Below are 23,984 nucleotides of genomic sequence, written 5' to 3' on the forward strand. Positions count from 1 at the left end.
GATGAGCGGCACTGGCATCGCAGCCCGGCTCTACCGTGGTGAGGCCGGCGTCGACATCGTCGGCCGCCGCAAGCTGTGGTTCACCGTCGCCGGCATCGCGATCGTGATCGCGCTCGCGAGCATGCTCGTGCGCGGCTTCACGCTCGGCATCGAGTTCGAGGGCGGCAACCAGTACAACCTGCCGGTCAAGGTCGGCACGCTGGACCAGGTCGAGAAGGCGTTCGGCGACGCGGGCGTCTCGGTCAAGACCGGGCAGACGGTCGGTGACAGCCAGTACATCATCAAGACCGAGCTGGTCAACGACCCGGTCCGGCAGAACGCGATCAAGGAGTCGGTCGCCAAGCACTTCAACATCGACGTCTCGCAGATCAGCGACAGCGCGGTGAGCACGTCGTGGGGCGGCCAGGTCACCAACAAGGCGGCGCTGAGCCTCGCGATCTTCCTCGCCGCGGTGCTGGTGTACCTGATCTTCCGGTTCGAGTGGCGGATGGCCGCGGCCGCGATCGCTTCGCTGCTGCTCGACCTGGTGCTGACCGGCGGCGTGTATTCGCTCGTCGGCTTCGAGGTCACCCCGTCGACCGTCATCGGCTTCCTGACAATCCTCGGTTTCGCGCTCTACGACGTCGTCGTGGTGTTCGACAAGGTGCAGGAGAACACCCGGGGCATCACCGGCTCCAGCACGTCGACGTATGCCGAGGCGGCCAACCTGGCGGTCAACCAGACCCTGATGCGCTCGATCAACACCGGCCTGGTCGCGCTGCTGCCCGTCGGCGGCCTGCTCTTCATCGGCGCCGGCCTGCTGGGCGCCGGCACGCTGAAGGACCTCGGCCTGGTGCTGTTCATCGGTATGGGCGTCGCGGTGTACTCGTCGATCTTCTTCGCCACCCCGGTGCTGGCCGAGCTCAAGAGCCGCGAGCCGCGGCTGCAGGCGCACGCCAACCGGGTCCAGGCCAAGCGCGTGTCGCAGGCCAAGGAGCAGGCGGCCAAGTCGCAGACGGTGGCCCTCGACAGCGACGGCGTGCCGATCGGCCAGGGCAAGTCGGCCGAGCGTTCCGAGCGCTCCGAGCTCGCCGGCGCGGCGCCCCGCCCGGGTGCCCGCCCGGCGGCGCGGCCCGGCCAGGGCAAGCGCCCGCGCGCCGGCGGCCGCCCTGGTGCGACCGGCGGCCGCAAGTAGCGGATTTCAGGTCAGCGGATTTTGTTCTTCTGATGCACGGGCGTCGCGGTCGCGGCGCCCGTGCGCATGTGCGAGCCGACTTCGGAAGGGACCTGGGTGGAGATCTCTGAGCTGGTCGCGAGCAAGGTGCTGGACGTGCCGGACTTCCCGAAGCCGGGCATCGTGTTCAAGGACCTGATGCCGCTGTTCGCCGACGGGCCGGCCTTCGCCGCCACGATCGACGCGATCGTCGCCGAGCACGGCGCGGACAGCTTCGACGTGGTGGCCGGGATCGAGGCGCGTGGGTTCGTGATCGCCGCCGCGGTCGCCTACGCCACCGGCAAGGGCGTGGTGCCGGTGCGCAAGGCCGGCAAGCTGCCCCGGGCCACCGTGTCGGCGAGCTACGCGCTGGAGTACGGCGAGGCGATCCTGGAGGTCCACGCCGACGCCTTCATGGCGGGGGAGCGGGTCCTGGTCGTCGACGACGTGCTCGCCACCGGCGGCACCGCCACGGCCACCATGGAGCTCGTCGAGCGGGCCGGCGGCCGGGTCAGCGGCTTCAGCGTCGTGCTGGAGCTCGCGTTCCTCGATGGGCGGTCGAGAGTCGCGCCGCGCCCGGTTCATGCCCTGTTGACCGTCTGAGGGGCGTTTCGCGGCGGCTTTCCGGGCCTTTTCGCTGACGGGAAATGTCGGTGGGGACGGGTAAGCTTGCGGTTCGGAACGTTGTCGGCGATGAGGAGCGGCCGGTGACCGGCGACATCGCACCCCCCATTGAGGGTACGGTCGACCACGTGCAGGATGAACCGCAGGACGTCCGCGAATCGACCCCGCCGGAGACGGCGGAGGCGGGCGGCGTGGTGCTGCAGTTCCCCGTCGCCCCCTCCGGCACGCCCCAGCGCCGGGCCACCGATCGGCCCGCCGAGCAGCCCCCGCGCCGCTCGGCCGAGGAGATCCTGGGCGAGGACACCGAGGACCTCACCGACGCCGCGAGCGGCGTGACCGGGGCCGTCGCCGGCTTCGTGGGTGCCGCGCCGACCGGCCGCCGAGTGCGCGCCCGGCTGGCCCGCTTCAACGCGCCCTGGCAGAGCCCGTCGGTCAGCGAGGTGCTGGAGCCGCTGATCGCCCAGCACAAGGCGAGCCACCCCAAGGCCGACGTGCGGCTGCTGCAGCGGGCGTACGACATGGCCGAGCACTTCCACAAGGGGCAGTACCGCAAGTCCGGTGACCCCTACATCACGCACCCGCTCGCCGTCGCCACGATCCTCGCCGACCTGGGCATGGACACCACGACCCTGGTCGCGGCGCTGCTGCACGACACGATCGAGGACACCGAATACACGATCGAGCGGATGCAGGTCGACTTCGGCGGCGAGGTCACGCTGCTCGTTGACGGCGTCACGAAGCTGGACAAGGTCAAGCTCGGCGACGCGGCGAAGGCCGAGACGATCCGCAAGATGGTCGTGGCCATGGCCAAGGACCCGCGGGTGCTGGTGATCAAGCTCGCCGACCGGCTGCACAACATGCGCACCCTGACCTTCCTGCCCCGCCCGAAGCAGGAGCAGAAGGCCAAGGAGACCCTGGAGATCCTGGCGCCGCTGGCGCACCGGCTGGGCATGAACACGATCAAGTGGGAGCTGGAGGACCTGGCGTTCCGCACGCTGTTCCCCAAGCGCTTCGACGAGATCAGCCGGCTCATCGCCGAGCACACGCCCCAGCGCGACTCGCTGCTGCGCACCGTGACCCAGAAGGTCGCCAACGACCTCAAGGCCGCCAAGATCAAGTCGGAGGTCACCGGGCGGCCGAAGCACCTCTACTCCGTCTACCAGAAGATGATCGTCCGGGGCCGCGACTTCGGCGACATCTACGACCTCGTCGGCGTGCGCATCCTGGTCGACACGGTGCGTGACTGCTACGCGGCACTCGGCGTGATCCACGCGAACTGGCAGCCCGTCCCGGGCCGGTTCAAGGACTACATCGCCATGCCGAAGTTCAACATGTACCAGTCGCTGCACACGACGGTCATCGGACCCACCGGCAAGCCCGTCGAGCTGCAGATCCGCACCTACGCGATGCACCGCACCGCGGAGTACGGCATCGCCGCGCACTGGCGGTACAAGGAGACCAAGAACGCCACGATCGCCGGGCCGCCGGCGCACATCGACGAGATGACCTGGCTGCGCCAGCTGCTGGACTGGCAGCGCGAGGCGAGCGACCCGAGCGAGTTCCTCGACGCGCTGCGCTTCGACCTGTCCAGCCAGGAGGTGTACGTCTTCACGCCCAAGGGCGACGTGATCGCGCTGCCCACGGGCTCGACCCCGGTCGACTTCGCCTACGCGGTGCACACCGAGGTCGGGCACAAGTGCATCGGCGCGCGGGTCAACGGCAAGCTCGTGCCGCTGGAGAGCACGCTGTCCAACGGCGACGTCATCGAGATCTTCACCTCGAAGTCGGAGACGGCCGGCCCCACCCAGGACTGGCTGGGGTTCGTCAAGAGCCCGCGGGCGCGCACCAAGATCCGGCAGTACTTCAACAAGGAGCGCCGCGAGGAGGCGATCGAGGCCGGCAAGGAGGCGATCGTCAAGGCGATGCGCAAGCAGGGGCTGCCGCTGCAGCGCCTGCTCACGTCCGAGTCGCTGATGACCATCGCCCGCGAGCTGCACCTGATCGACGTGGCGGCCCTCTACGCCGCCGTCGGCGACGGGCAGGCCTCGGCCCAGTCGGTCGTCCAGCGCCTGGTCGCCGGCTACGGCGGCGAGGAGGGCGCGGTCGAGGACATCGCCGAGACCGCGATACCGACCCGGCCGGCCCGCACCCGCACCGCCGCCTCCGACCCCGGCGTCGAGGTCCTCGGCGTCGACGACGTCTGGATCAAGCTGGCCCGCTGCTGCACCCCCGTCCCCGGCGACGCGGTCTTCGGCTTCGTGACCCGCTCCGGCGGCGTGAGCGTGCACCGCGACGACTGCGCCAACGCGGCGGACCTCAAGGAGCAGCCGGAGCGCGTGCTCGAGGTCAGCTGGAAGCCGACGAGCGCCTCGACGTTCCTGGTCGCAATCCAGGTGGAGGCTCTCGACCGGCACAAGCTGCTCGCCGACGTCACGCGCGTGCTGTCCGACGAGAAGGTCAACATCCTCTCGGCGACGGTGACGACCACGCGCGACCGGGTCGCGATCAGCCGGTTCAGCTTCGAGATGGCCGACCCGAAGCACCTCAACCACCTGCTGGCGGCCGTCCGCCGCATCGACGGCGTCTACGACGCCTACCGGGTCACCTCCGGGGCCTAGCGCCTGTTTCATAACTGAGGCCGGGCTGCGGCGGGCCCAGATTCCGCCCGGCGGCGTCCCGCGAAAGCCCGGCTACAACACCGGTAGCCGGGCTTCCACGGGCCACCCCCAGACGAAATCTGGACTCCGCCTCGCTCCGACCCCAATTATGAAACAGGCGCTGGTAGCTAGCTGGCCGCGCCCCCGCGGCGCCGTGGAGGGCCGATCCGGCAACAGCAAAGGGCCGCCCGGTCGTACCGTGGCGGCCCTGTCGCTTTTTGGGTTTTTACGGGGTCGGGGCGCTCATCGTGAGGCTCTTGATGCGCACCTCGGTCTTCGGCTTGCCCTCGGTCGCCGGGGCCGACGGGTCGGCCGACGGGTCGGCCACGACGCCGTCCTCGGCGACCTTCTTGACCAGGTCGAGGCCCTCGGTGACCCGCCCGATGACCGTGTAGTTCGGGTCCAGCTGCGCGATGTCCTTGTAGACGATGAAGAACTGGCTGCCGGTCGACGCGGGCTGGCCGTTGTTGGCCATCGCGACCACGCCCTCGCCGTAGGCCGGGCGCTTGCCGGTCGGCAGGTTCTCCTCGGCGTAGCGGTAGGACGGGCCGCCGAAGCCGCTGGCGAACGGGTCACCGCACTGCAGCACGTAGATGCCCTGCAGGACCAGGCGGTGGCAGATCGAGTCGTCGAAGAACTTCTTGCTGGCCAGGTACGTGAAACTTTCCGCGGCGCAGGGCGCGTGCGCGGTGTCGACCTCGATCTTGATCGTGCCGACGCTCGTGTCCAGCGTCATCGTCTGGGTGCCGGTGCGCGCCTCACCGGTCGCCGGGGGCTTGCCCACGTCCTTGGTGTTCTTCTCGAGCTCCGGGTCCGGCGACGCGCTGGCGCTCGGGTCGACCAGCGGCTGCCAGGTGCAGCTCGTCGGGGTGGCCGAGGCCGACGGGTCGGCGCCGGCCTCGTTCTGCTTGCCGCTGTCGCTGGTCAGGGCGACCACCACCCAGGCCGCGGCGAGCAGGACGATCAGGGCGCCGGCCCCGGCGGCGATCGTCGTGTTTCGGCGCCGCCGGACCCGGGACTGCTCGGCGCGTACGGCCATCTCCCGCTCCAGCCGCGCACGCGCCGCGGCGCGTTGGCGGTCCCGGTTGGTGGTCACGGTTGTTACTCCTTGCTCAACAGGGATAGGGGCTCAAACAGGGATCAAGGGGCTCGCAGCGTTACGACTTGCTGCTGGAACTGCTGGCCGAGGGGGCGGCCGAGGCGGACTCCGACGCAGGGACGGAGGCGCTGGCCGACGGGACCGGCTCCGGAGCGGACTCCTCGGGCGCGAGGTCGGTGACGGTCAGCGAACTGATCTTCACTTCCTCGTTGGGCTTGCCGCCGCCGGCCTGGATGGAGCCGTCGTTGCCTGCGGCGCCGATTTTCTGCAGCACGTCGAGGCCGCCCGTGATGGTGCCGAAGATCGTGTAGTCGGCCGGGTACTGCACGTCCTTGAAGACCAGGAAGAACTGGCTGCTGTTGCTGTCCGGCTGGGACGAGTGCGCCATCGCGAGGGTGCCGGCCGGGAACAGCGCGTTGCCGCTGGCCGGGGTCGCGTCGTCGGACGGCGGGGCGCTCGGGTCGGCCGACGGGGCGATGGGCGACGGCACGTTCTCGTTCGGGAAGCGGTAGGCGGGGCCGCCGCTGCCGGTGCCGGACGGGTCGCCGCACTGCAGGATCGCGTCGGTGAGCCGGTGGCAGGTGGTGTTGTCGAAGAACTTCTTGCTCGCCAGATAGGTGAAGCTGTTCACCGTGCACGGCGCCTTGCTCGGGTCGAGCTTGGCGGTCACGGTGCCCTGGCCGAGGCTGATGGTCATGGTCTTGACACCGTTCTTGACCACGTCCTTCGTCGGCGGCTTGCCCACGTCGGTGACGCCGTTGCCGGCGTCCACGGCGGTGTACGCGCAGTCGTCGGCCCTGGCCGGTGCCGGGGAGAAGCCGCCGGTCTTCCAGATCACGACCACGACCAGCAAGGCGAGCACCACGGCGCTGCCGATCCCCGCCTGCCACTGGCGGCGTCGTCTCGCCGCGGCCGCCCTCCGGGCGATCTGCCGCTCGGTCTTGGCCCGCGCCAGAGCGCGCTGCCGGCTCTTACTGGAAGCCACCGGTGCTCCCCTCCAGGAAAATACAATTGGGTGCCACGTCACACGCCCGCCAGAGTGTACGGGTAGAACCCGGAATGCGGGTCGCCGCCCGGTCACGGTTGGCTGTGCCTGACCTCCGGATAGGGTCTAGCTGGGTCGTCAGCAGGACATCGACAGGGAGGAGCACCGCCTTGCTGGTCGTCGGGTTCCCCGCCGAGGCGTTCGGGACCAACTGCTTCGTGGTGGCCCCCGCGCCGGGCGAGCAGTGCGTGGTCATCGACCCGGGCATCGGGGTCGCCGACCGGCTGGACGAGGTGCTCGCCGAGCACCGGCTCCAGCCCGCCGCGGTCCTGCTCACCCATGGTCACCTCGACCATACGTTCTCCGTGACCCCGGTCTGCGGCGCACGCGGGATCACCGCCTACATCCATCCCGACGACGCCGAGCTGCTCGCCGACCCGGCCAAGGGCCTCAGCCCCGACCTCACCGCGCTGTTCGCCGGCCGGCTGACCTGGACCGAGCCGGAGGACGTGGCGCCGCTCGAGGACGGCCTGGTGCTCAAGATCGCCGGGCTGGAGCTGGTCGTCGACCACGCGCCCGGCCACACGCGCGGCTCGGTGATGTTCCGCAGCGAGCCCGGCGGCGAGGCGGCCGGCGAACGGCTGTGCTTCTCCGGCGACGTGCTCTTCCGCGACTCGATCGGCCGGACCGACCTGCCCGGCGGGAGCATGCGGCAGATGCTGGCGAGCCTGCGCGACAAGGTGCTCACGCTGCCCGACGACACGATCGTCCTGCCCGGCCACGGCCCCGAGACGACCATCGGGCGCGAGCGGGCCCGCAATCCGTACCTTCGTGAGGCGCTCGAGGCGCCGCGTAAAGGCTGGTAGAGACCCATGACCCGACCCATGCCGCTGTCCGGCTTCCCGGAGTGGCTCCCCGCGCAGCGCCTCGCCGAGCAGCAGGTGATCGACCGGCTGCGCCGCACCTTCGAGCTCTACGGCTTCTCGCCGCTGGAGACCCGGGCGGTCGAGCCGCTCGACCAGCTGCTGCGCAAGGGGGAGACCTCCAAGGAGGTGTACACCCTGCGCCGGCTCCAAGCCACTACGACAGCCGCGGAGGGCGAGGATGAGCAGAGCCTGGGGTTGCACTTCGACCTGACCGTTCCGTTCGCCCGCTATGTGCTTGAAAATGCCGGTAAGTTGCAGTTTCCCTTCCGGCGGTACCAGATCCAAAAAGTGTGGCGGGGCGAGAAGCCACAGGCCGGACGTTACCGTGAGTTTCTGCAGGCCGACATCGACATCGTCGACCGGGACACCCTTCCGCCTCACTATGAGGCCGAGATCCCGCTGGTCATCGGCGACGCGCTGCGTTCGCTGCCGATTCCGCCCATCCGGATCATGGTCAACAACCGCAAGCTCTGCGAGGGCTTCTACCGCGGCCTGGGCCTTGATGATCCCGAGGAGATCCTGAGGATCATCGACAAGCTGGACAAGATCGGCCCGAACGCCGTGACCCAGCTGATCCTGCAGGCCGGCGGCAGCGAGGCGCAGGCCAAGGCGTGCCTCGCGCTGGCCGAGATCCGCGCCCAGGACGCCTCGTTCGCCGACGCCGTGCGCGCGCTCGGCGTCGAGCACCCGCTGCTGGACGAGGGCGTGGCCGAGCTCGCCGCGGTGGTGGAGACGGCCCGCGAGCACTCGCCCGGCCTGGTCGAGGCGACCCTGAAGATCGCCCGCGGCCTGGACTACTACACCGGCACCGTGTACGAGACGGAGTTGGCCGGCTACGAACAGTACGGATCCATCTGCTCCGGCGGCCGGTACGACAACCTGGCCAGCGCCGGGAAGGATGTCTTCCCCGGCGTCGGCATCTCCATCGGCGTGTCGCGCCTGCTGGGGCTGCTCTTCGAGACCGATGCGCTCGCGGTGAGCCGTCCGACGCCGACCGCGGTGCTCGTGGCACTGTGGAGCGAGGAGGACCGGGCCGCGAGCAACCGCATCGCTGCCGACCTGCGCGCCCGCGGGATCGCCACCGAGGTGGCGCCCGCGCCGGCGAAGCTGGGCAAGCAGATCCGCTACGCGGAGCGGCGCGGGATCCCGTATGTCTGGTTCCCGGCCAGCGCCTCGGCCGAGGGCGGCGATCAGGTCAAGGACATCCGCTCGGGCGAGCAGGTGCCCGCGTCCAGCACCGGGTGGTTCCCCCCGGCCGACGATCTGGCGCCGATCCTGCGGTGAGAGAATGGGGCGTCTTGCGTAGTTCGCCGAAGGAGACCCCGTGATCCGATCCCATGAGTCCGGCACCCTGCGTGCCGCCGACGCCGGAACGACCGTGACGCTGGCCGGCTGGGTGGCCCGCCGCCGCGACCACGGCGGGGTCATCTTCGTCGATCTGCGCGACGCCTCCGGCGTGGTCCAGGTCGTCTTCCGCGAGGGGATGGAGGCCGCGCACGCGCTGCGCAACGAGTACTGCGTGCTCGTCACCGGCGAGGTGCGCGCCCGCCCGGCCGGCAACGAGAACCCGGACCTGCCCACCGGCGAGATCGAGGTCGTCGCGAGCCGCCTCGAGGTGCTCTCCGAGGCCGCGCCGCTGCCCCTGCCCGTGGACGACGGCGAGCCGGCCAGCGACGACGTGCGCTACCGCTACCGATACCTCGACCTGCGCCGCTCGGGCCCGCACAAGGCCATGAAGCTGCGCAGCCGGGCCAACCAGATCGCCCGCAACCTGCTCGCCGACCGCGACTTCGTCGAGGTGGAGACGCCGACGCTGACCCGCTCGACCCCGGAGGGCGCCCGCGACTTCCTGGTACCGGTGCGGCTGCAGCCCGGCACCTGGTATGCGCTGCCCCAGTCGCCCCAGCTGTTCAAGCAGCTGCTGATGGTCGGCGGCCTGGAGCGGTACTACCAGATCGCCCGTTGCTACCGCGACGAGGGCTTCCGCGCCGACCGCCAGCCGGAGTTCACCCAGCTGGACATCGAGATGTCCTTCGTGACCCAGGACGACATCATCGGGCTGGGCGAGTCGATCGTCCGGGCGCTGTGGTCCGACCTCGCCGGGCACGAGATCGGCGGCGACATCCCGCGCATCACCTGGCACGACGCCATGGCGCGCTACGGCTCCGACAAGCCCGACCTGCGCTACTCCGTGGAGCTGACCGAGCTGACCGAGTACCTGCGCGGCACCGAGTTCCGCGTGTTCGGCGGCGCCATCGCCGTGGGCGGCTACGTGGGCGCGGTCGTGATGCCCGGCGGCGCGACGCAGACCCGCAAGGAGCTCGACGGCTGGCAGGACTGGGCCAAGGCGCGCGGGGCCAAGGGCCTGGCGTACGTGGTGCTCGACGCCGACACCGGCGAGCCCCGCGGCCCGGTGGCCAAGAACCTCTCCGCCGAGCACCTCGCCGGGCTGGCCGACGCGGTCGGCGCGAAGCCGGGCGACGCGGTGTTCTTCGCCGCGTCCGCCGACCGGCGCGAGGCGCAGGAGCTGCTCGGCGCGGCCCGCATCGAGATCGCGCGACGGTCCAACCTGGTGGACGAGAGCGCGTGGGCGTTCTGCTGGATCGTCGACGCGCCGATGTTCGAGCCGACCGATCCCGAGGCCGGCGGCACCGGCGGCGGGGCCAGGGGCTGGACCGCGGTGCACCACCCGTTCACCTCGCCCAACAGCGACTGGATCGACCGGTTCGAGGAGGCGCCCGGGGAGGCCCTCGCCTACGCCTACGACATCGTGTGCAACGGCAACGAGATCGGTGGCGGCTCGGTGCGTATCCACCGCGCCGACGTGCAGCGCCGGGTCTTCGACATGCTCGGCATCACGGCCGAGGACGCGGCCGACAAGTTCGGCTTCCTGCTCGAGGCGTTCAAGTACGGCCCGCCGCCGCACGCCGGCATCGCGTTCGGCTGGGACCGCATCTGCATGCTGCTGGCGGGCGCGGACTCGATCCGCGAGGTCATCGCGTTCCCGAAGACGGGTGGCGGCTACGACCCGCTGACCGGCGCGCCGACCCCGATCACCGCCGAGCAGCGCGCCGAGGCCGGCGTGGACGCCAAGCCGAAGGCCCCGGTGCCCGCCGCGACGACGGTCCCGGTCGAGCGGTCGAATTGAGCCCTGGACTGTAGGGTCTGCGGCCGTGGACGGCTTGTTTGAGGTTCAACCATCCGGTGACGGCGAGATGTCCCCCATGGGGGGTCCCGCCGTCACCGGTGGCTTCACCGACGTGGCGGCGGACTCGCCGCTCGCGGTGCGGATGCGCCCGGTCAGCCTCGACGAGCTGGTCGGTCAGCAGCACCTGCTGGCGCCCGGCGCGCCGCTGCGCCAGCTCGTCGGCGGCGCCTCGCCGATGTCGGTGATCCTGTGGGGGCCGCCGGGCTCGGGCAAGACCACCATCGCCCACCTGGTCGCCGGCTCGACCGACCGGCGCTTCGTGGCGCTGTCGGCGCTGTCGGCCGGGGTCAAGGACGTGCGCGCGGTCATCGACACCGCCCGCCGGGAGCGCCGCCGCGGCGGCCCGCCGACCGTGCTGTTCATCGACGAGGTGCACCGGTTCAGCAAGACCCAGCAGGACTCGCTGCTCGCCGCCGTCGAGGACCGGACCGTGACGCTGCTCGCGGCCACCACCGAGAACCCGTACTTCTCGGTCATCTCGCCCCTGCTGTCACGCTGCGTGCTGCTGACGCTGCAGCCGCTCACCGACGACGACGTGCGCACCCTGCTGCGGCGCGCGGTCACGGACGCGCGCGGGCTCGACGCCGCCGTGACGCTCGACGAGGACGCGGAGGCGCATCTGGTACGCCTGGCCGGCGGCGACGTCCGCAAGGCCCTCACGGCGCTCGAGGCGGCCGCGGGCGCCGCGCTCGCGCAGCGGATGCCCAGCGTCGACCTGGCGACCGCGGAGAAGGCGGTCGACGTGGCCGCGCTGCGCTACGACCGCGACGGCGACGAGCACTACGACGTGGTCAGCGCGTTCATCAAGAGCATCCGCGGCTCGGACGTCGACGCCGCCCTGCACTACCTGGCCCGGATGATCACCGCCGGGGAGGACGCCCGGTTCATCGCCCGGCGCATGGTCATCTCCGCCAGCGAGGACATCGGCATGGCCGACCCGACCGCGCTGCCGATCGCGACCGCGGCCGCGCACGCCGTGGAGTACGTCGGCCTGCCCGAGGTGCAGATCGTCCTCGCCCAGGCCGTGATCCACCTCGCACTCGCCCCGAAGTCCAACGCTGTGGTCGCCGCCATCGGCGCCGCGATGGCCGACGTGCGCGCCGGGCACGGCGGTGCGGTCCCCGCGCATTTACGCGATTCGCACTACAAGGGGGCGAGCCGGGTCGGGCACGGGAAGGGGTACAAATACCCGCACGACGACCCCCGGGGCGTTGTGCATCAGCAGTACGCGCCGGAAGGGCTTGGCGACCGGGAGTACTACCGCCCGACGGGCCATGGCGCTGAGCGCGCGGTGGCGGAACGATTGCCGAAACTGCGGCGTATCGTGCGGGGGACCGGAGCGCCCGCCGAGGCGGGTGACGGTTCAGAACCGAACGGCATGGTGGAGGAGCGGCACCGGTGACATCGGGTCGGGACGAGGCCAAGAAGCGGCGCGGCCGCGGCAAGGCCGAAGAGGGCCCGAGCGACGAGGACCTCGGCTGGCTGGCGGAGCTGCGCAGCGGGGGCAGCACCTCCGGCGACGACGACCTCGGCGGGTTCGGCGGCTCGCCCGCGCCCGGCGACGTCCTCGACCAGGTGAACCCGCGCCGGGCAGTACCACCACAGTCACGCGGCGACATGGGCCCGCCGCCGCCCGCCCCGCCGCGGTCGTCCCCGGCCACGGCCCCAGTGCCGCCTTCGGCCCCGCGCGCGGTGCCCCCGACAGGGTCACGCGCGGTTCCCGCGGCCGGGTCGCGTGCGGTTCCCACCGCTGGATCGCGTGCGGTGCCGCCTTCGGGTCCGTCCTCGGGCCCGCCTTCGGCGCCGCCTGCGCCGCCCGCCGAGCCGACGCAGGCCTGGCGGGTGCCGCGCGGGGGTGCGCGCGAGTCGACCTCCGGTTCGCGGCCGGCGACACCTGCCAAGCCCACCACACCCGCCGGGCCGACGCGGGCGACGGCCGCCGCGCCCGTGGCTCCGGCCGGGTCTTCCGGGTCTTCCGGGCCCGCAGGGCCTGCCGGGCCGCCGGCGGACTGGCGGGCGCTGCGCGACGCGGTCCGGGAGTCGCCGTCGGGTTCGCGGCCGGCGACACCGGCCGCGCCTCCCGCACCGGCGGGTCCGCCGCCCCCCGCCGCGCCGCCGGCACCGGAGCCGACACAGGCCTGGCGCGCGCCGCGCGAGGGAACGCGCGAGTCGACCTCGGGCTCCCGCCCCGCGACGCCGGCCGAGCCGTGGCGTGAGTCGCCCTCTGGGTCGCGGTCTGCGGCTGGGCGTGGTTCGGGTGAGGGTGAGCCGTGGCGCGAGTCGCCGTCCGGGTCCCGGTCTGCGGCCGGGCGTGCTTCCGGTGAGGGTGAGCCGTGGCGCGAGTCGCCCTCGCGGGGGCGGCGGGCCGCGGGCGAGGATGCCGAGGCCCGGGGGGCCGCGGCCGCCGGCACTGGGCCGGGAGCCGCGGGTGCTGGCAGCGAGGCCCGCGGGCGCCGGCGCGCGCCGGAATCCGGTCAGGAGTCGCCCACCGGCGGGCGGCGGGCGGCGCACGCGCTGCCCGAGCCGCGGCAGGGCGAGGCCGACCCGGCTACCGGCGGGCGCGTTCCCCCGGCCGGTGCCGGGCGTGTTCCCGCGGCGGGCGGTGGGCGCCGGCGCGCGGCCGAACCCGACGAGCCCGCCGCGTTCCGGACCGGCCAGGGCCCGGGCACACCCCGCGTCCCCGACCCTCGCGGCGGCGATCCACGTGGCGCCGATTCCCGTGGCGCCGATTCCCGCGGCGCCGATTCCCGCGGCGGCGATGCTCGCGGTGGCGGTCCCGAGCAGCGTGGTACCGAGTCCCGCGTGCCGGACCCGCGTGCCGCCGATGCGCGTGCGGCCGAGGTCCGGGGTGGCCGTGCGGGCGTTCCCGGCGGTGCCGGTGGGCGGCCGGGTGGGCCAGGGACGGCCGGTCCGAACGGCCCCGCCAGTGGTGCCGGGCACGGTCCGGGTCCCGGCGGCCCTGGTCCTGGCGGCGTTGGTCCTAAGCAAGCTCCCGGCCAAGCTCCCGGTCAAGCTCCCGGCCAAGGTTCCGGGCAGGGTTCCGGCCAAGGTCCCGGTCAAGGGCAACGTCCCGGTCCTGGGCAAGGTTCCGGCCAAGGTTCTGGCCAAGGTCCTGGGCAAGGTCCTGGGCGTGGGCAGGCTCCCGGGCAAGGTCCCGGTCAGGGGGCCGGGCCGGGCGGCCGGCCCGGGCCGTACGGGGGCGGGCGCGCGCCCGGCGGGCGGTTCCCCGGGGACGGGCCGCCGCCCAAGCCGTTCGTGGACCTGGCGCGGTTCGATCCCAACCCGGTGACATACCGGGGCACCGCCAGCTCGCCGATGGCGTTCGACTGGGAGTCCACGACGCAGATCGCGCCGTTCGGGCTGTTTCAGCTGGCGCAGGCCAAGCGGGTGCGGCAGCTGCGATACGCGACGATCATCTTCGTGGTGCTCGCCGTGGTCGGCGCGCCGGCGGCGTTCTTCGTCATCCGGGAGCTCTCGCGCGACCCGGTGTTCGTGGAGCTCGACAACCTCCACCTGCCCGAGTGGGCGGCCCGCAACTCGACCGACGGGGCGGAGGGCAGCCGGTGGTGCATCCACGAGTGCCGATCCCGGCAGCGGACCTGGGAGTCGGCGCGCGGGCCGGAGGAGACCAACCGGGCGTTCGTCGGCAAGCTGCGCGACGCCGGGTGGGTCGAGTGGAACGTCCCGGACTGCCAGGCCGAGGGCGTGGACGGGATCGAGACGTGCTGGCAGCGTGACGAGTACGTCCTCGACCTCTGGGTGCGCGCCGCGGTCTGCGACGTCAAGGGGGCCCGGCCGACGATCAGCCCGGCGCCCGGGCCGTCGGGCAGCAAGGCGCCCAGCGGCAAGCCGTCCACGAAGGCGTCGTCGGCCCAGCCCTCGACGCCGCCGTCGGACCAGCCGCCCGGCGATGCCGAGTCGCCGGGGCCCGCCCCGACGGCGATCTGCCCGCTGGCCATGACGACGATCAAGGTCTTCAACCGGATCAGCTACGACCCAGGGGGCGGCGGCCAGGGCGGCGGCCCCTGACGCCACCGCCGGGCGGGGGCACGCCGCGGCCCGGCGAACCGCGGCTGCCGTCAGCAACGGGGAAGCGGCGGGCGAAGGGCGTCATGGACGGCCGTCGAGAGGCGAAAAAGCGTGCGGCGGAAGGCGTCACGGACGGCCGCCATGGGCGAAATGCGCCCTGAGCGGCCGGTCGAAGCGCGGCGATGCATCACGGAGGGTAGGGTTCCTCCGTTGGAAATGCGCCTCCACACGGGTGAAGGTCAATGCGGTGAAGGAGGAACGGCGTGACCGTGTCCCTGGGCGGTATCGCGGCGCTGGTGGCGTCGGGTGGGTTCTTCGTGCTCGTACTGGTGCTCGCCGTGCCGATCCTGCGGTCGCGACACACGATCGACGCGGCCACCGGGGCCCTGCGTGACGCCGCCAACCAGACCACGCCGATGCTGGAGCGGGTCAACGTCACGATCGACAACGTCAACACCGCCCTGAGCCAGGTCCACACGACCCTCGACGGCGTCAACATGCAGCTCGCGCGGATCGACACGATCACCGAAAACGTGTCGCACGTCAGCGCTAACGTTGCGAACCTGTCCACGGTGGTCAGCGCCGCCGCGGCCAATCCACTGGTGAAGGTCGCCGCGTTCGGGTACGGCGTACGAAAGGCCGCCGCGAACCGGCGCCGCGAGGCGGACGAGGCCGAGGTGCGCGAGCAGATCAGGCAGCGTCGCCGGCGGGGCTGACGCGGCACACCATCCCATAATCGATAGAAAGGTTGAGCCATGCGGCGTCTGTTGTGGCTCGGAATCGGACTCGCCGTCGGGGCGTTGGTGGTGAGGGCGGTCACCAAGAAGGCCCAGGCCTTCACCCCGCAGGGCATCGCGGCGTCCGCGCGTGACTCCGCCATGGGCATCGCCGCCGGCGTGCGCGACTTCGTCGAGGACGTGCGCGACGGGATGGCGGAGCGCGAGGCCGAGATCCACGCCGCGTTCGCGGATGGTTTGACCCTGGACGAAGACCTATACCCGGAAGGCCGGCAGCACGGATGAGAACCGCGGAGATCAAGCGACGTTTCCTGGCCCACTTCGAGGCCAACGGGCACGCGGTGGTGCCCTCCGCACCGCTGCCCGCCGTCGACGACCCCAACCTGCTGTTCATCAACGCGGGCATGGTCCAGTTCGTGCCGTTCTTCCTCGGCCAGCGGACCCCGCCGTACAGCCGCGCCACGAGCGTGCAGAAGTGCATCCGCACGCCCGACATCGACGAGGTCGGCAAGACCAGCCGGCACGGCACGTTCTTCCAGATGAACGGCAACTTCAGCTTCGGCGACTACTTCAAGGAAGGCGCCATCAAGCTGGCCTGGGAGCTGTCGACCAACCCGGTCGACAAGGGCGGCTTCGGGCTGGACCCGGACCGGATCTGGGCCACCGTGTACCTCGACGACGACGAGGCCATCGACATCTGGAAGCGCACCGGCCTGCCCGCCGAGCGGATCGTGCGCCGCGGCAAGAAGGACAACTTCTGGTCGATGGGCATCCCCGGCCCGGCCGGCCCGTGCTCCGAGCTGTACTACGACCGCGGCGACGCCTACGGCAAGGAGGGCGGCCCAGAGGTCGACGAGGACCGCTACCTGGAGTACTGGAACCTCGTCTTCATGCAGCACGAGATCACCAACGTGAAGTCGAAGGACGTCTTCGACATCGTCGGTGACCTGCCCAACAAGAACATCGACACCGGCATGGGCCTGGAGCGCATCGCCTCCATGCTGCAGGGCGTCGACAACCTGTACGAGATCGACGAGGTCCGGCCGATCCTCGCCAAGGCCGCGGAGCTGACCGGCAAGCGGTACGGCCAGGCGGTCTCCCACGTCGCCGCCGAGTCGCACCCCGACGACGTACGGCTGCGGGTCATCGCCGACCACGTGCGCACCGCGCTCATGGTGATCTCCGACGGGGTCATCCCGTCCAACGAGGGCCGCGGCTACGTGCTGCGCCGCATCCTGCGCCGCGCGATCCGCTCGATGCGCCTGCTCGGGTGGCAGGAGGGACCGACGCTGCCGCTGCTGCTGCCGATCGCCCGCGACTGCATGGCGCCGTCGTACCCCGAGGTCGCCGCCGAGTACGACCGGATCTCGCAGTACGCGTACGGCGAGGAGGAGCGCTTCCTGCAGACCCTCAACGCCGGCACGACGATTCTCGACCTGGCGATGACCGACACCAAGTCCAAGGGCGGGAAGGTCCTCGCCGGCGACAAGGCATTCCAGCTGCACGACACCTACGGCTTCCCGATCGACCTGACCCTGGAGATCGCCGCCGAGCAGGGTCTGCGGGTCGACGAGGACGGCTTCCGCCGGCTCATGGCCGAGCAGAAGGCCAACGCCAAGGCCGACGCGCAGGCGCGCAAGACCGGGCACGCCGACCTGTCGGTGTACCGGGCCGCGCTGGACGAGGGCGGCCCGGTGGAGTTCACCGGATACCGCGAGGTCTCCCGCGAGACCCGGGTCCGCTCCCTGCTGGGCTCCCCGGTCGCCGGCGAGGGCGAGGAGGTGTCGCTGGTCCTCGACGCCACGCCGTTCTACGCCGAGAGCGGCGGCCAGCTCGCCGACTCGGGCTTCATCACGCTCGGCGGCGGCAAGGTCGAGGTCCTCGACGTGCAGTCGCCGCTGCCCGGCCTGATCGTGCACCGCGCCCGGGTCGTGGCCGGCGAGGTACGCTCCGGCGACACCGCGTTCGCCGAGATCGACATCGACCGGCGCCGCGCGGTCTCCCGCGCCCACACGGCGACCCACCTGATCCACCAGACGATGCGCAACTTCCTCGGCGAGTCGGCGACCCAGGCGGGCTCGCTCAACGCGCCGGGCCGGCTGCGCTTCGACTTCAACACCCCGTCGGCCGTGCCGCAGAGCGTCCTGCACGACGTCGAGCAGCAGGTCAACGAGGTACTGCTGCGCGACCTCCTCGTGCACGCGTTCATCACGTCGCAGGAGGAGGCCCGCAAGATCGGCGCGATGGCCCTCTTCGGCGAGAAGTACGGCGACGAGGTCCGCGTCGTCGAGGTCGGCGACTACGCCCGCGAGCTGTGCGGCGGCACCCACGTCGAGCGCTCCTCGCAGCTCGGCCTGGTGAAGATCCTCTCGGAGTCGTCGGTCGGCTCGGGCGTGCGCCGGGTCGAGGCCCTCGTCGGCCTCGACGCGTTCAGCCACCTGGCGCGCGAGCACGTCCTGGTTTCCCGGCTGGCCGAGCTCTTCCGCGTCCCCGGCGACCAGGTCGCCGACCGCGTGGAGCAGACGGTGGCCCAGCTGCGCGACGCCGAGCGCGAGCTGGAGAAGCTGCGCACGCAACTGGTCCTGGCGGGCGCCGGCGGCCTGGCCGACTCGGCCCGCGACGTGCGGGGCGTGGCGTTCGTCGGCACCGAGGCCCCGGAGGGCACGTCGGCCAACGAGGTGCGCACGCTGGTCCAGGAGATCCGCGGCCGCATCCCGGCCGAGCGCCCGGCCGTCGTCGCCGTGACGTCCCGCGCCGGCGGCAAGGCCTCGCTCGTCGTGGCGGTCAACGGCGCCGGGAAGTCGCGCGGCCTGTCCGCGGGCGACCTGGTGAAGGGCGCGCTGTCCGGGCGCGGCGGCGGCAACGCCGACCTGGCCCAGGGCGGCGGCGTCCCGGCCGCCGAGGCCCCCAACCTGCTGCTGGCGGTCGAGAAGGCCCTGTAGCGAGAAGGCCTGCCGTTGCGGCCCGTCCGGTGCTCCCGGGCGGGCCGCTACCGCATTTATGCCCGAATATCCGGATTCAGGACGGTTCGTCGCTCAGGTTCGCCGCCCGTGCGATCGATCCGGCGTGCCAACCTGGTCCGCGTCCCCGCGGATCCCGCGTCCCAAGGCAGAATTGGGCATGTCCGAAATATCCGGAATGTCGGTCGGCTCGCCGCCCGACATTCCGGACCCATCCCAATGGCGTGCCGGCCGTGAGCTGGATGCATGCCGTGGCCGTGACGGTCTAGGTTCGGAGAGTGACCGCGCGGGTGTCGGGCGGGCGACGCAATCGTTACCCGAGCGGCTAGGGTGCGCGTGTGGGGCAGGAGCAGTGGACGCGGGGCCGCCGGCTCGGCATCGACGTCGGTTCGGTGCGGGTCGGGGTCGCCGCGTGCGATCCGGACGGGATCCTCGCCAGCCCCGTCGCGACCGTCGCGCGCGACCAGCGCACGGACAGTGACGCGACGCCATCCGACATTTCGGAAATTCTCCGTTACGTCAGTGAATACGAGGCAGTGGAGATCGTCGTCGGCTTGCCGATCAACCTGGCCGGCAAGGAGGGCCCGGCGGCGGCTCTGATCAGGCAATACGCGGACCGGCTGGCGGAACACGCGGCGCCGGTGCCGGTCGTGCTGGCGGACGAGAGGATGTCCACGGCGGCGGCAGCACGTAGGCTGTCGGAGCGCGGCGTCCGAGGCAAGCGCCAGCGTGCGGTCGTCGACCAGGCGGCCGCGGTGGAGATCCTGCAGGGTTGGCTCGACGCCAGACGTGCCGGAGCAGTTCGCGGCTGAGCGCCAGGAGGCAGAGTGCAGATGGACGAACTCGATCTGGCCTGGGATGACGAGGAGCGACCACGTCACCGGCGCCGCGCCTCCGCCCCGGCCAGGAGCAGGAAAAAGAAGGGCCGCGGTGGAAAGACCTTCCTCGCCCTCTTCATCAGCCTGCTGGTCGTCGGCGGCCTGGCATATGGAGTCTACGCCGGGATCGACCGGATCCAGGGCCTTTTCAGCGCCCCCGACTACACCGGCGACGGCACCGGCCAGGTGACGGTCGAGGTGCTCGACGGGCAGTTCGCCGCCGACATCGGCAACACGCTGCAGGAGAAGGACGTCGTGAAGAGCGCCAAGGCGTTCGTCGAGGCGGCCAAGAACGACGAGCGCAGCAAGAAGCTGCAGCCCGGCTTCTACAGCATGCGCAAGCAGATGAAGGCCACGGCTGCGCTGGCGCTGATGCTCGACCCCCACAGCCGCCTGGTCAACAAGGTTACCCTGGCCGAGGGCCTGACCTGGCAGGACACCTTCAAGAAGCTGGCCGAAGCGACGAAGCTGCCGTACGAGGACTTCGAGAACGCCGCGAAGGACCCGAAGGCGCTCGGCGTCGGCGACGTCTGGTACACCCGCCAGGACGGCAAGCAGCGCGCGCCCGGGATCGAGGGCTTCCTGTTCCCGGCCACGTACGACCTCCCGCCCAACCTCGACGCCGTCGCCGTGCTCAAGCTGATCGTCGCGCGGTTCAACCAGGAGATCGACAAGATCGGGTTCATCGACACGGTGCAGAGCAACCTGCACATCTCGCCGTTCGAGGCCCTGGTCGCGTCGTCGATCGCGCAGGTCGAGGGGCTCGACAAGGACCAGCCGGGCATCGTGCGCGTGCTGTACAACCGGGTCTACAGCAACAAGTTCCCGTGCAACTGCCTGCAGGTGGACAGCACGGTCAACTACTACCTGCGCATCACCGGCAAGGGCGCCAAGCCCTCGACCGAGCTGCTGAATTCCGAGCTGCACAACAAGAACAACCCGTACAACACGCACGACGTGCCGGGCCTGCCGATCGGGCCGATCAGCAACCCGGGCACCAGCGCGCTGAGCGCGGCGATGAACCCGCCGAAGCACGACTACTACTACTTCCTGGCCATCGACACGGCGGGCAACACCGCGTACGCCAAGACGTACCCGGAGTTCCAGAAGCTGTGGGACCAGGCGCAGAAGAACGGCGTGAAGTAATGCGTGCCGCGGTGCTCGGCAAGCCGGTGAGCCACTCGCGCTCACCGGCGATCCACAGCGCGGGCTATGCGGCGGCGGGGCTGACCGGCTGGGCGTACACGGCGATCGAATGCGGCGAGGAGGACCTCGCGGGGCTGGTCGGCTCACTCGGGCCCGAGTGGGCCGGGCTGTCGCTGACCATGCCGCTCAAGGAGATGGCGCTGCGGGTCGCGGCGCTCGTCGACCCGTTCGCGGCGGCGATCGGCGCGGCCAACACGCTGGTGCGCCGGTCGTACGGCTGGCACGCGTACAACACCGACGCCCCCGGCATGGTCCGCGCGCTGCTGGAGGCGGGCGTGTCGCGGACGCCGCGGCTGGCACTGCTCGGCGCGGGCGGCACGGCCCGGGCGGCGATCGCCGCGGCGGCGAGCCTGGCCGCCGACGTGACCGTCTACACCCGGCGGCCGGAGGCGGCCGAGGAGCTGCGCCCGGTCGCCGAGGCGCTCGACGTCGAGCTGACCGCGGCGCCGTGGGCTTCCGCAGCGGAGGCCGCCTCGGCGCCGGTGGTCGTCTCGACGGTACCGAAGGGGGCCGCCGACCACCTGGCGCTCGCCGACTTCTCGTCCCGCCCGGTCGTCTTCGACGCGATCTACGACCCCTGGCCGACGCCGCTCGCGGCGGCGGCGCACGCCGCCGGGTGCCCGATCGTGTCCGGCCTCGACCTGCTGTTGTGGCAGGCCGTGGACCAGTTCGAGCTCTTCACCGGGGCCAAGGCGCCAGTGGGTGAGATGCGCGCGGCCCTGTCCGGGCCGGGTGAGATCCGCGTGACAGACTGACAGCGTGCTGCGCTGGTTGACCGCTGGAGAATCCCATGGCCCGGCGCTCGTCGCGATCCTGGAGGGCGTGCCCGCCGGTATCGAGCTGACGAGCGCGTCCGTGGCGGCTGAGCTGGCCCGTCGACGCCTCGGCTACGGCCGGGGCGCCCGGATGAGCTTCGAGCAGGACGTCGTCGAGTTCATCGGCGGCCTCCGGCACGGGCGCACGCTCGGCAGCCCGGTCGCGATCCAGGTCGGCAACAGCGAGTGGCCCAAGTGGGAGACGGTCATGGCGGCCGACCCGGTCGACCCGGAGCTGCTCGCCGCGCAGGCGCGCAACGCCCCGCTGACCCGGCCCCGGCCCGGCCACGCCGACCTCGCGGGCATGCAGAAGTACGGCCACACCGACGCCCGGCCGATCCTGGAGCGGGCCAGCGCGCGGGAGACCGCGGCGCGGGTCGCGGTCGGCACGGTCGCCAAGGCGATGCTGCGCCAGGCCCTCGGGGTGGAGATCGTCTCGCACGTGATCGAGCTCGGCTCGGTCGCCGTGAAGCCCGGGCTGCTGCCCCGCCCGGAGGACTTCGACCGCATCGACGCCGACCCGCTGCGCTGCCTCGACCCGGACGCGAGCGCGCGGATGGTCGAGGAGGTCGACGCGGCCAAGAAGGACGCCGACACGCTCGGCGGGATCGTCGAGGTCCTGGCGTACGGTGTGCCGCCGGGCCTGGGCAGCCACGTGCAGTGGGACCGCAAGCTCGACGCCCGGCTGGCCACGGCGCTCATGTCGATCCAGGCGATCAAGGGCGTGGAGATCGGCGACGCGTTCACCCAGGCGCGCTCGCGCGGCTCCGTCGCGCACGACGAGATCATCAACACCCCCGACGGCGTACGGCGGGTCACCGACCGGGCCGGCGGCCTGGAGGGCGGCATCACCACCGGCGAGCCGCTGCGGGTGCGCGCGGCGATGAAGCCGATCTCCTCGCTCAACCGGGCGCTGCAGACCGTCGACGTGGCCACCGGGGAGCCGGCGACCGCGATCAACCAGCGCTCCGACGTGTGCGCGGTGCCCGCAGCGGCCGTCGTCGCCGAGGCGATGGTGGCGCTGGTGCTGGCCGAGGCGGCGCTGGAGAAGTTCGGCGGCGACTCGGTGGCGGAGATCCGCCGCAACGTCGCCGGGTACCTCGACAACCTGGTGATCCGATGAGCCCGCGGGCCGTGCTCGTCGGGGCCCCCGGCGCCGGCAAGACGACGGTGGGGGAGCTGCTGGCGCAGCGGCTCGGGGTCGCGTTCCACGACGTCGACTCCGGCATCGAGGCCGCGGCCGGCAAGCCGATTCCCGAGATCTTCTTCGACGAGGGCGAGGAGCATTTCCGGGCCCTGGAGCGGGCCGCGATAGCGGAGGCGCTCGAGGGGTTCGACGGCGTGCTCGCCCTGGGCGGCGGCGCCGTCCTGGCCGAGGAGACCCGCAAGCGGCTCGCCGGGCACACCGTGGTGTACCTCGCCGTCGAGTTCGCCGACGCGCTGTCGCGGGTCGGCCTCGGCGCCGGGCGGCCGCTGCTGGCCCTGAACCCGCGGGCGACGCTCAAGCACCTGCTCGACCAGCGCCGGCCGCTCTACGAGGAGGTGGCGACCGTGACCGTGGTGACGGACGGGCGCACGCCGGAGGAGATCGCCGAGGACCTGGCGGGCCGGCTGTGAAGCACATCGAGGTAGACGGATATTCCGTACAGATCGGGCGCAATGTGTACGGGGCGCTGCCCGACCTGGTAAAGGGCGCGAACCAGGTGGCGGTCGTGTTCGCCGGCCCGGTCCGGGAGCATGCCCAGCAGGCGATCCAGGCGCTGGCCGGGTTCGAGGTGCTGCCGATCGAAGTGCCCGACGCCGAGGCCGGCAAGGACATCACCGTCGCCGCCCGGTGCTGGGACGCCCTCGGTGAGGCCGCGTTCACCCGCTCCGACGCGGTCGTCGGGGTCGGCGGCGGCGCCGTCACCGACCTGGCCGGCTTCGTCGCCGCGTGCTGGCTGCGCGGGGTGCGCCTGGTGACCGCGCCGACCAGCCTGCTCGGCATGGTCGACGCCGCGGTCGGCGGCAAGACCGGCGTCAACACCGCGGCCGGCAAGAACCTCGTCGGCGCGTTCTACCCGCCCGCGGGCGTGCTGTGCGACCTCGCGGCGCTGGACACCCTGCCCGCCGACGACCTGCTCGCCGGGATGGCCGAGGTGGTCAAGTGCGGGTTCATCGCCGACCCGGCGATCCTGGAGCTGATCGAGGCCGACCCGGCCGCGGCGCTCGACCCGCGCGGCGCGGTCCTCGCCGAGCTGGTCGAGCGCTCGGTGGCGGTCAAGGCGCGGGTGGTCTCGGCCGACCTGCGCGAGGCCGGCCTGCGCGAGATCCTCAACTACGGCCACACGCTTGGCCACGCGATCGAACGGTGCGAGCACTACGCCTGGAAGCACGGCCACGCGATCAGCGTCGGGCTGGTCTATGCCGCGGAGCTTGGCCGGCTGTCCGGGCGGCTCGAGCCCGCGATCGCCGAGCGGCACCGCGCGGTGCTGGAGCGGCTCGGCCTGCCGGTGTCGTACCCGGCCGGGGCGTGGCCGGAGCTGCACGCGGCGATGCGGGTCGACAAGAAGGCCCGCGGGTCGATGCTGCGCTTCGTGGTCCTCGACGGCCTCGCCGAGCCGGGCACCCTGGAGGGCCCGGCCGACGAGCTGCTGCGGGAGGCCTACGCCGCCGTCGCGGTCTAGGC

At 71.9% G+C, this 23,984-nt stretch carries 20 protein-coding genes; 18 read left to right on the top strand and 2 right to left on the bottom strand.

Translation table 11 applies throughout. The features are described from left to right. The first annotated feature begins 1 nt into the window (after position 1). The 3 genes from secF (at position 2) to ACGFI8_RS32075 (ending at position 4,434) form a co-directional block, all read left to right on the top strand. Positions 2 to 1,174 carry a protein translocase subunit SecF gene (gene secF, locus ACGFI8_RS32065; protein ID WP_392810545.1) on the top strand — a complete coding sequence of 391 codons (1,173 nt, stop codon included), beginning with the start codon at positions 2 to 4 and terminating at the stop codon, positions 1,172 to 1,174. 96 nt (positions 1,175 to 1,270) lie between these two features. After that, complete coding sequence (locus ACGFI8_RS32070) at positions 1,271 to 1,795, top strand: adenine phosphoribosyltransferase (RefSeq protein ID WP_392810546.1); 525 nt, start codon at positions 1,271 to 1,273, stop codon at positions 1,793 to 1,795. 44 nt (positions 1,796 to 1,839) lie between these two features. Further along, positions 1,840 to 4,434: a RelA/SpoT family protein gene (locus ACGFI8_RS32075; protein WP_392810547.1), complete on the top strand. Its 2,595-nt coding sequence runs from the start codon at positions 1,840 to 1,842 to the stop codon at positions 4,432 to 4,434. Between the two features lie 265 nt (positions 4,435 to 4,699). Here ACGFI8_RS32075 and ACGFI8_RS32080 read toward each other — a convergent pair whose 3' ends face one another. Both ACGFI8_RS32080 and ACGFI8_RS32085 read right to left on the bottom strand, forming a co-directional pair. Beyond that, complete coding sequence (locus ACGFI8_RS32080; RefSeq protein WP_392810548.1) at positions 4,700 to 5,569, bottom strand: peptidylprolyl isomerase; 870 nt, start codon at positions 5,567 to 5,569, stop codon at positions 4,700 to 4,702. 61 nt (positions 5,570 to 5,630) lie between these two features. Continuing rightward, positions 5,631 to 6,557 carry a peptidylprolyl isomerase gene (locus tag ACGFI8_RS32085; RefSeq protein ID WP_392810549.1) on the bottom strand — a complete coding sequence of 309 codons (927 nt, stop codon included), beginning with the start codon at positions 6,555 to 6,557 and terminating at the stop codon, positions 5,631 to 5,633. A 170-nt stretch (positions 6,558 to 6,727) separates the two neighbouring features. Here ACGFI8_RS32085 and ACGFI8_RS32090 point away from each other — a divergent pair, with 170 nt between their 5' ends. The 15 genes from ACGFI8_RS32090 to aroB all read left to right on the top strand — a co-directional run bounded on the left by ACGFI8_RS32090 (position 6,728) and on the right by aroB (position 23,982). Beyond that, positions 6,728 to 7,423 carry an MBL fold metallo-hydrolase gene (locus tag ACGFI8_RS32090; protein WP_392810550.1) on the top strand — a complete coding sequence of 232 codons (696 nt, stop codon included), beginning with the start codon at positions 6,728 to 6,730 and terminating at the stop codon, positions 7,421 to 7,423. Positions 7,424 to 7,429: 6 nt separating this feature from the next. Next, positions 7,430 to 8,767 carry a histidine--tRNA ligase gene (gene hisS, locus ACGFI8_RS32095; RefSeq protein ID WP_392810551.1) on the top strand — a complete coding sequence of 446 codons (1,338 nt, stop codon included), beginning with the start codon at positions 7,430 to 7,432 and terminating at the stop codon, positions 8,765 to 8,767. A 40-nt stretch (positions 8,768 to 8,807) separates the two neighbouring features. Next, entirely contained in the window at positions 8,808 to 10,631 is a 1,824-nt protein-coding gene (aspS, locus tag ACGFI8_RS32100) for an aspartate--tRNA ligase (protein ID WP_392810552.1), read from the top strand. A 67-nt stretch (positions 10,632 to 10,698) separates the two neighbouring features. Further along, entirely contained in the window at positions 10,699 to 12,093 is a 1,395-nt protein-coding gene (locus ACGFI8_RS32105) for a replication-associated recombination protein A (protein ID WP_392810553.1), read from the top strand. Between the two features lie 1,182 nt (positions 12,094 to 13,275). Then, on the top strand, positions 13,276 to 13,980 hold the full coding sequence (locus tag ACGFI8_RS32110) for a hypothetical protein (protein ID WP_392810554.1): 705 nt from the start codon (positions 13,276 to 13,278) through the stop codon (positions 13,978 to 13,980). Beyond that, positions 13,977 to 14,720 carry a hypothetical protein gene (locus ACGFI8_RS32115; protein ID WP_392810555.1) on the top strand — a complete coding sequence of 248 codons (744 nt, stop codon included), beginning with the start codon at positions 13,977 to 13,979 and terminating at the stop codon, positions 14,718 to 14,720. Before ACGFI8_RS32110 ends, ACGFI8_RS32115 begins: the two co-directional genes overlap by 4 nt. 269 nt (positions 14,721 to 14,989) lie before the next feature. Continuing rightward, positions 14,990 to 15,436 carry a DUF948 domain-containing protein gene (locus tag ACGFI8_RS32120; RefSeq protein ID WP_392810647.1) on the top strand — a complete coding sequence of 149 codons (447 nt, stop codon included), beginning with the start codon at positions 14,990 to 14,992 and terminating at the stop codon, positions 15,434 to 15,436. A 39-nt stretch (positions 15,437 to 15,475) separates the two neighbouring features. Then, positions 15,476 to 15,742 carry a hypothetical protein gene (locus tag ACGFI8_RS32125; protein WP_392810556.1) on the top strand — a complete coding sequence of 89 codons (267 nt, stop codon included), beginning with the start codon at positions 15,476 to 15,478 and terminating at the stop codon, positions 15,740 to 15,742. Then, a complete protein-coding gene (gene alaS / locus ACGFI8_RS32130; RefSeq protein ID WP_392810557.1) occupies positions 15,739 to 18,399 on the top strand; it encodes an alanine--tRNA ligase in 2,661 nt (886 codons plus the stop codon). The genes ACGFI8_RS32125 and alaS overlap by 4 nt, the downstream gene beginning before the upstream one ends. Before the next feature lie 356 nt (positions 18,400 to 18,755). Beyond that, positions 18,756 to 19,229 carry a Holliday junction resolvase RuvX gene (gene ruvX / locus ACGFI8_RS32135; protein WP_392810558.1) on the top strand — a complete coding sequence of 158 codons (474 nt, stop codon included), beginning with the start codon at positions 18,756 to 18,758 and terminating at the stop codon, positions 19,227 to 19,229. Between the two features lie 21 nt (positions 19,230 to 19,250). Further along, positions 19,251 to 20,441, top strand: coding sequence for an endolytic transglycosylase MltG (gene mltG, locus ACGFI8_RS32140; RefSeq protein WP_392810559.1), 1,191 nt, complete (start codon positions 19,251 to 19,253; stop codon positions 20,439 to 20,441). After that, a complete protein-coding gene (locus ACGFI8_RS32145) occupies positions 20,441 to 21,256 on the top strand; it encodes a shikimate dehydrogenase (protein ID WP_392810560.1) in 816 nt (271 codons plus the stop codon). The genes mltG and ACGFI8_RS32145 overlap by 1 nt, the downstream gene beginning before the upstream one ends. A gap of 4 nt (positions 21,257 to 21,260) precedes the next feature. Then, complete coding sequence (aroC, locus tag ACGFI8_RS32150; protein ID WP_392810561.1) at positions 21,261 to 22,439, top strand: chorismate synthase; 1,179 nt, start codon at positions 21,261 to 21,263, stop codon at positions 22,437 to 22,439. Then, positions 22,436 to 22,933 carry a shikimate kinase gene (locus tag ACGFI8_RS32155; RefSeq protein WP_392810562.1) on the top strand — a complete coding sequence of 166 codons (498 nt, stop codon included), beginning with the start codon at positions 22,436 to 22,438 and terminating at the stop codon, positions 22,931 to 22,933. Before aroC ends, ACGFI8_RS32155 begins: the two co-directional genes overlap by 4 nt. Continuing rightward, on the top strand, positions 22,930 to 23,982 hold the full coding sequence (gene aroB / locus ACGFI8_RS32160; protein WP_392810563.1) for a 3-dehydroquinate synthase: 1,053 nt from the start codon (positions 22,930 to 22,932) through the stop codon (positions 23,980 to 23,982). Before ACGFI8_RS32155 ends, aroB begins: the two co-directional genes overlap by 4 nt. Positions 23,983 to 23,984: the final 2 nt, after the last annotated feature.

This window comes from Dactylosporangium sp. NPDC048998, assembly GCF_043197855.1.
GTDB lineage: Bacteria > Actinomycetota > Actinomycetes > Mycobacteriales > Micromonosporaceae > Dactylosporangium.

Bases quoted from the DNA above. Each gene is read 5' to 3' on its own strand.
- ACGFI8_RS32075 (WP_392810547.1), top strand. From the start codon at position 1,840: ATGTCGGTGGGGACGGGTAAGCTTGCGGTTCGGAACGTTGTCGGCGAT.
- alaS (WP_392810557.1), top strand. From the start codon at position 15,739: ATGAGAACCGCGGAGATCAAGCGACGTTTCCTGGCCCACTTCGAGGCC.
- hisS (WP_392810551.1), top strand. From the start codon at position 7,430: ATGACCCGACCCATGCCGCTGTCCGGCTTCCCGGAGTGGCTCCCCGCG.
- mltG (WP_392810559.1), top strand. From the start codon at position 19,251: ATGGACGAACTCGATCTGGCCTGGGATGACGAGGAGCGACCACGTCAC.
- ACGFI8_RS32155 (WP_392810562.1), top strand. From the start codon at position 22,436: ATGAGCCCGCGGGCCGTGCTCGTCGGGGCCCCCGGCGCCGGCAAGACG.
- ACGFI8_RS32125 (WP_392810556.1), top strand. From the start codon at position 15,476: ATGCGGCGTCTGTTGTGGCTCGGAATCGGACTCGCCGTCGGGGCGTTG.
- ACGFI8_RS32145 (WP_392810560.1), top strand. From the start codon at position 20,441: ATGCGTGCCGCGGTGCTCGGCAAGCCGGTGAGCCACTCGCGCTCACCG.
- ACGFI8_RS32105 (WP_392810553.1), top strand. From the start codon at position 10,699: ATGTCCCCCATGGGGGGTCCCGCCGTCACCGGTGGCTTCACCGACGTG.
- secF (WP_392810545.1), top strand. From the start codon at position 2: ATGAGCGGCACTGGCATCGCAGCCCGGCTCTACCGTGGTGAGGCCGGC.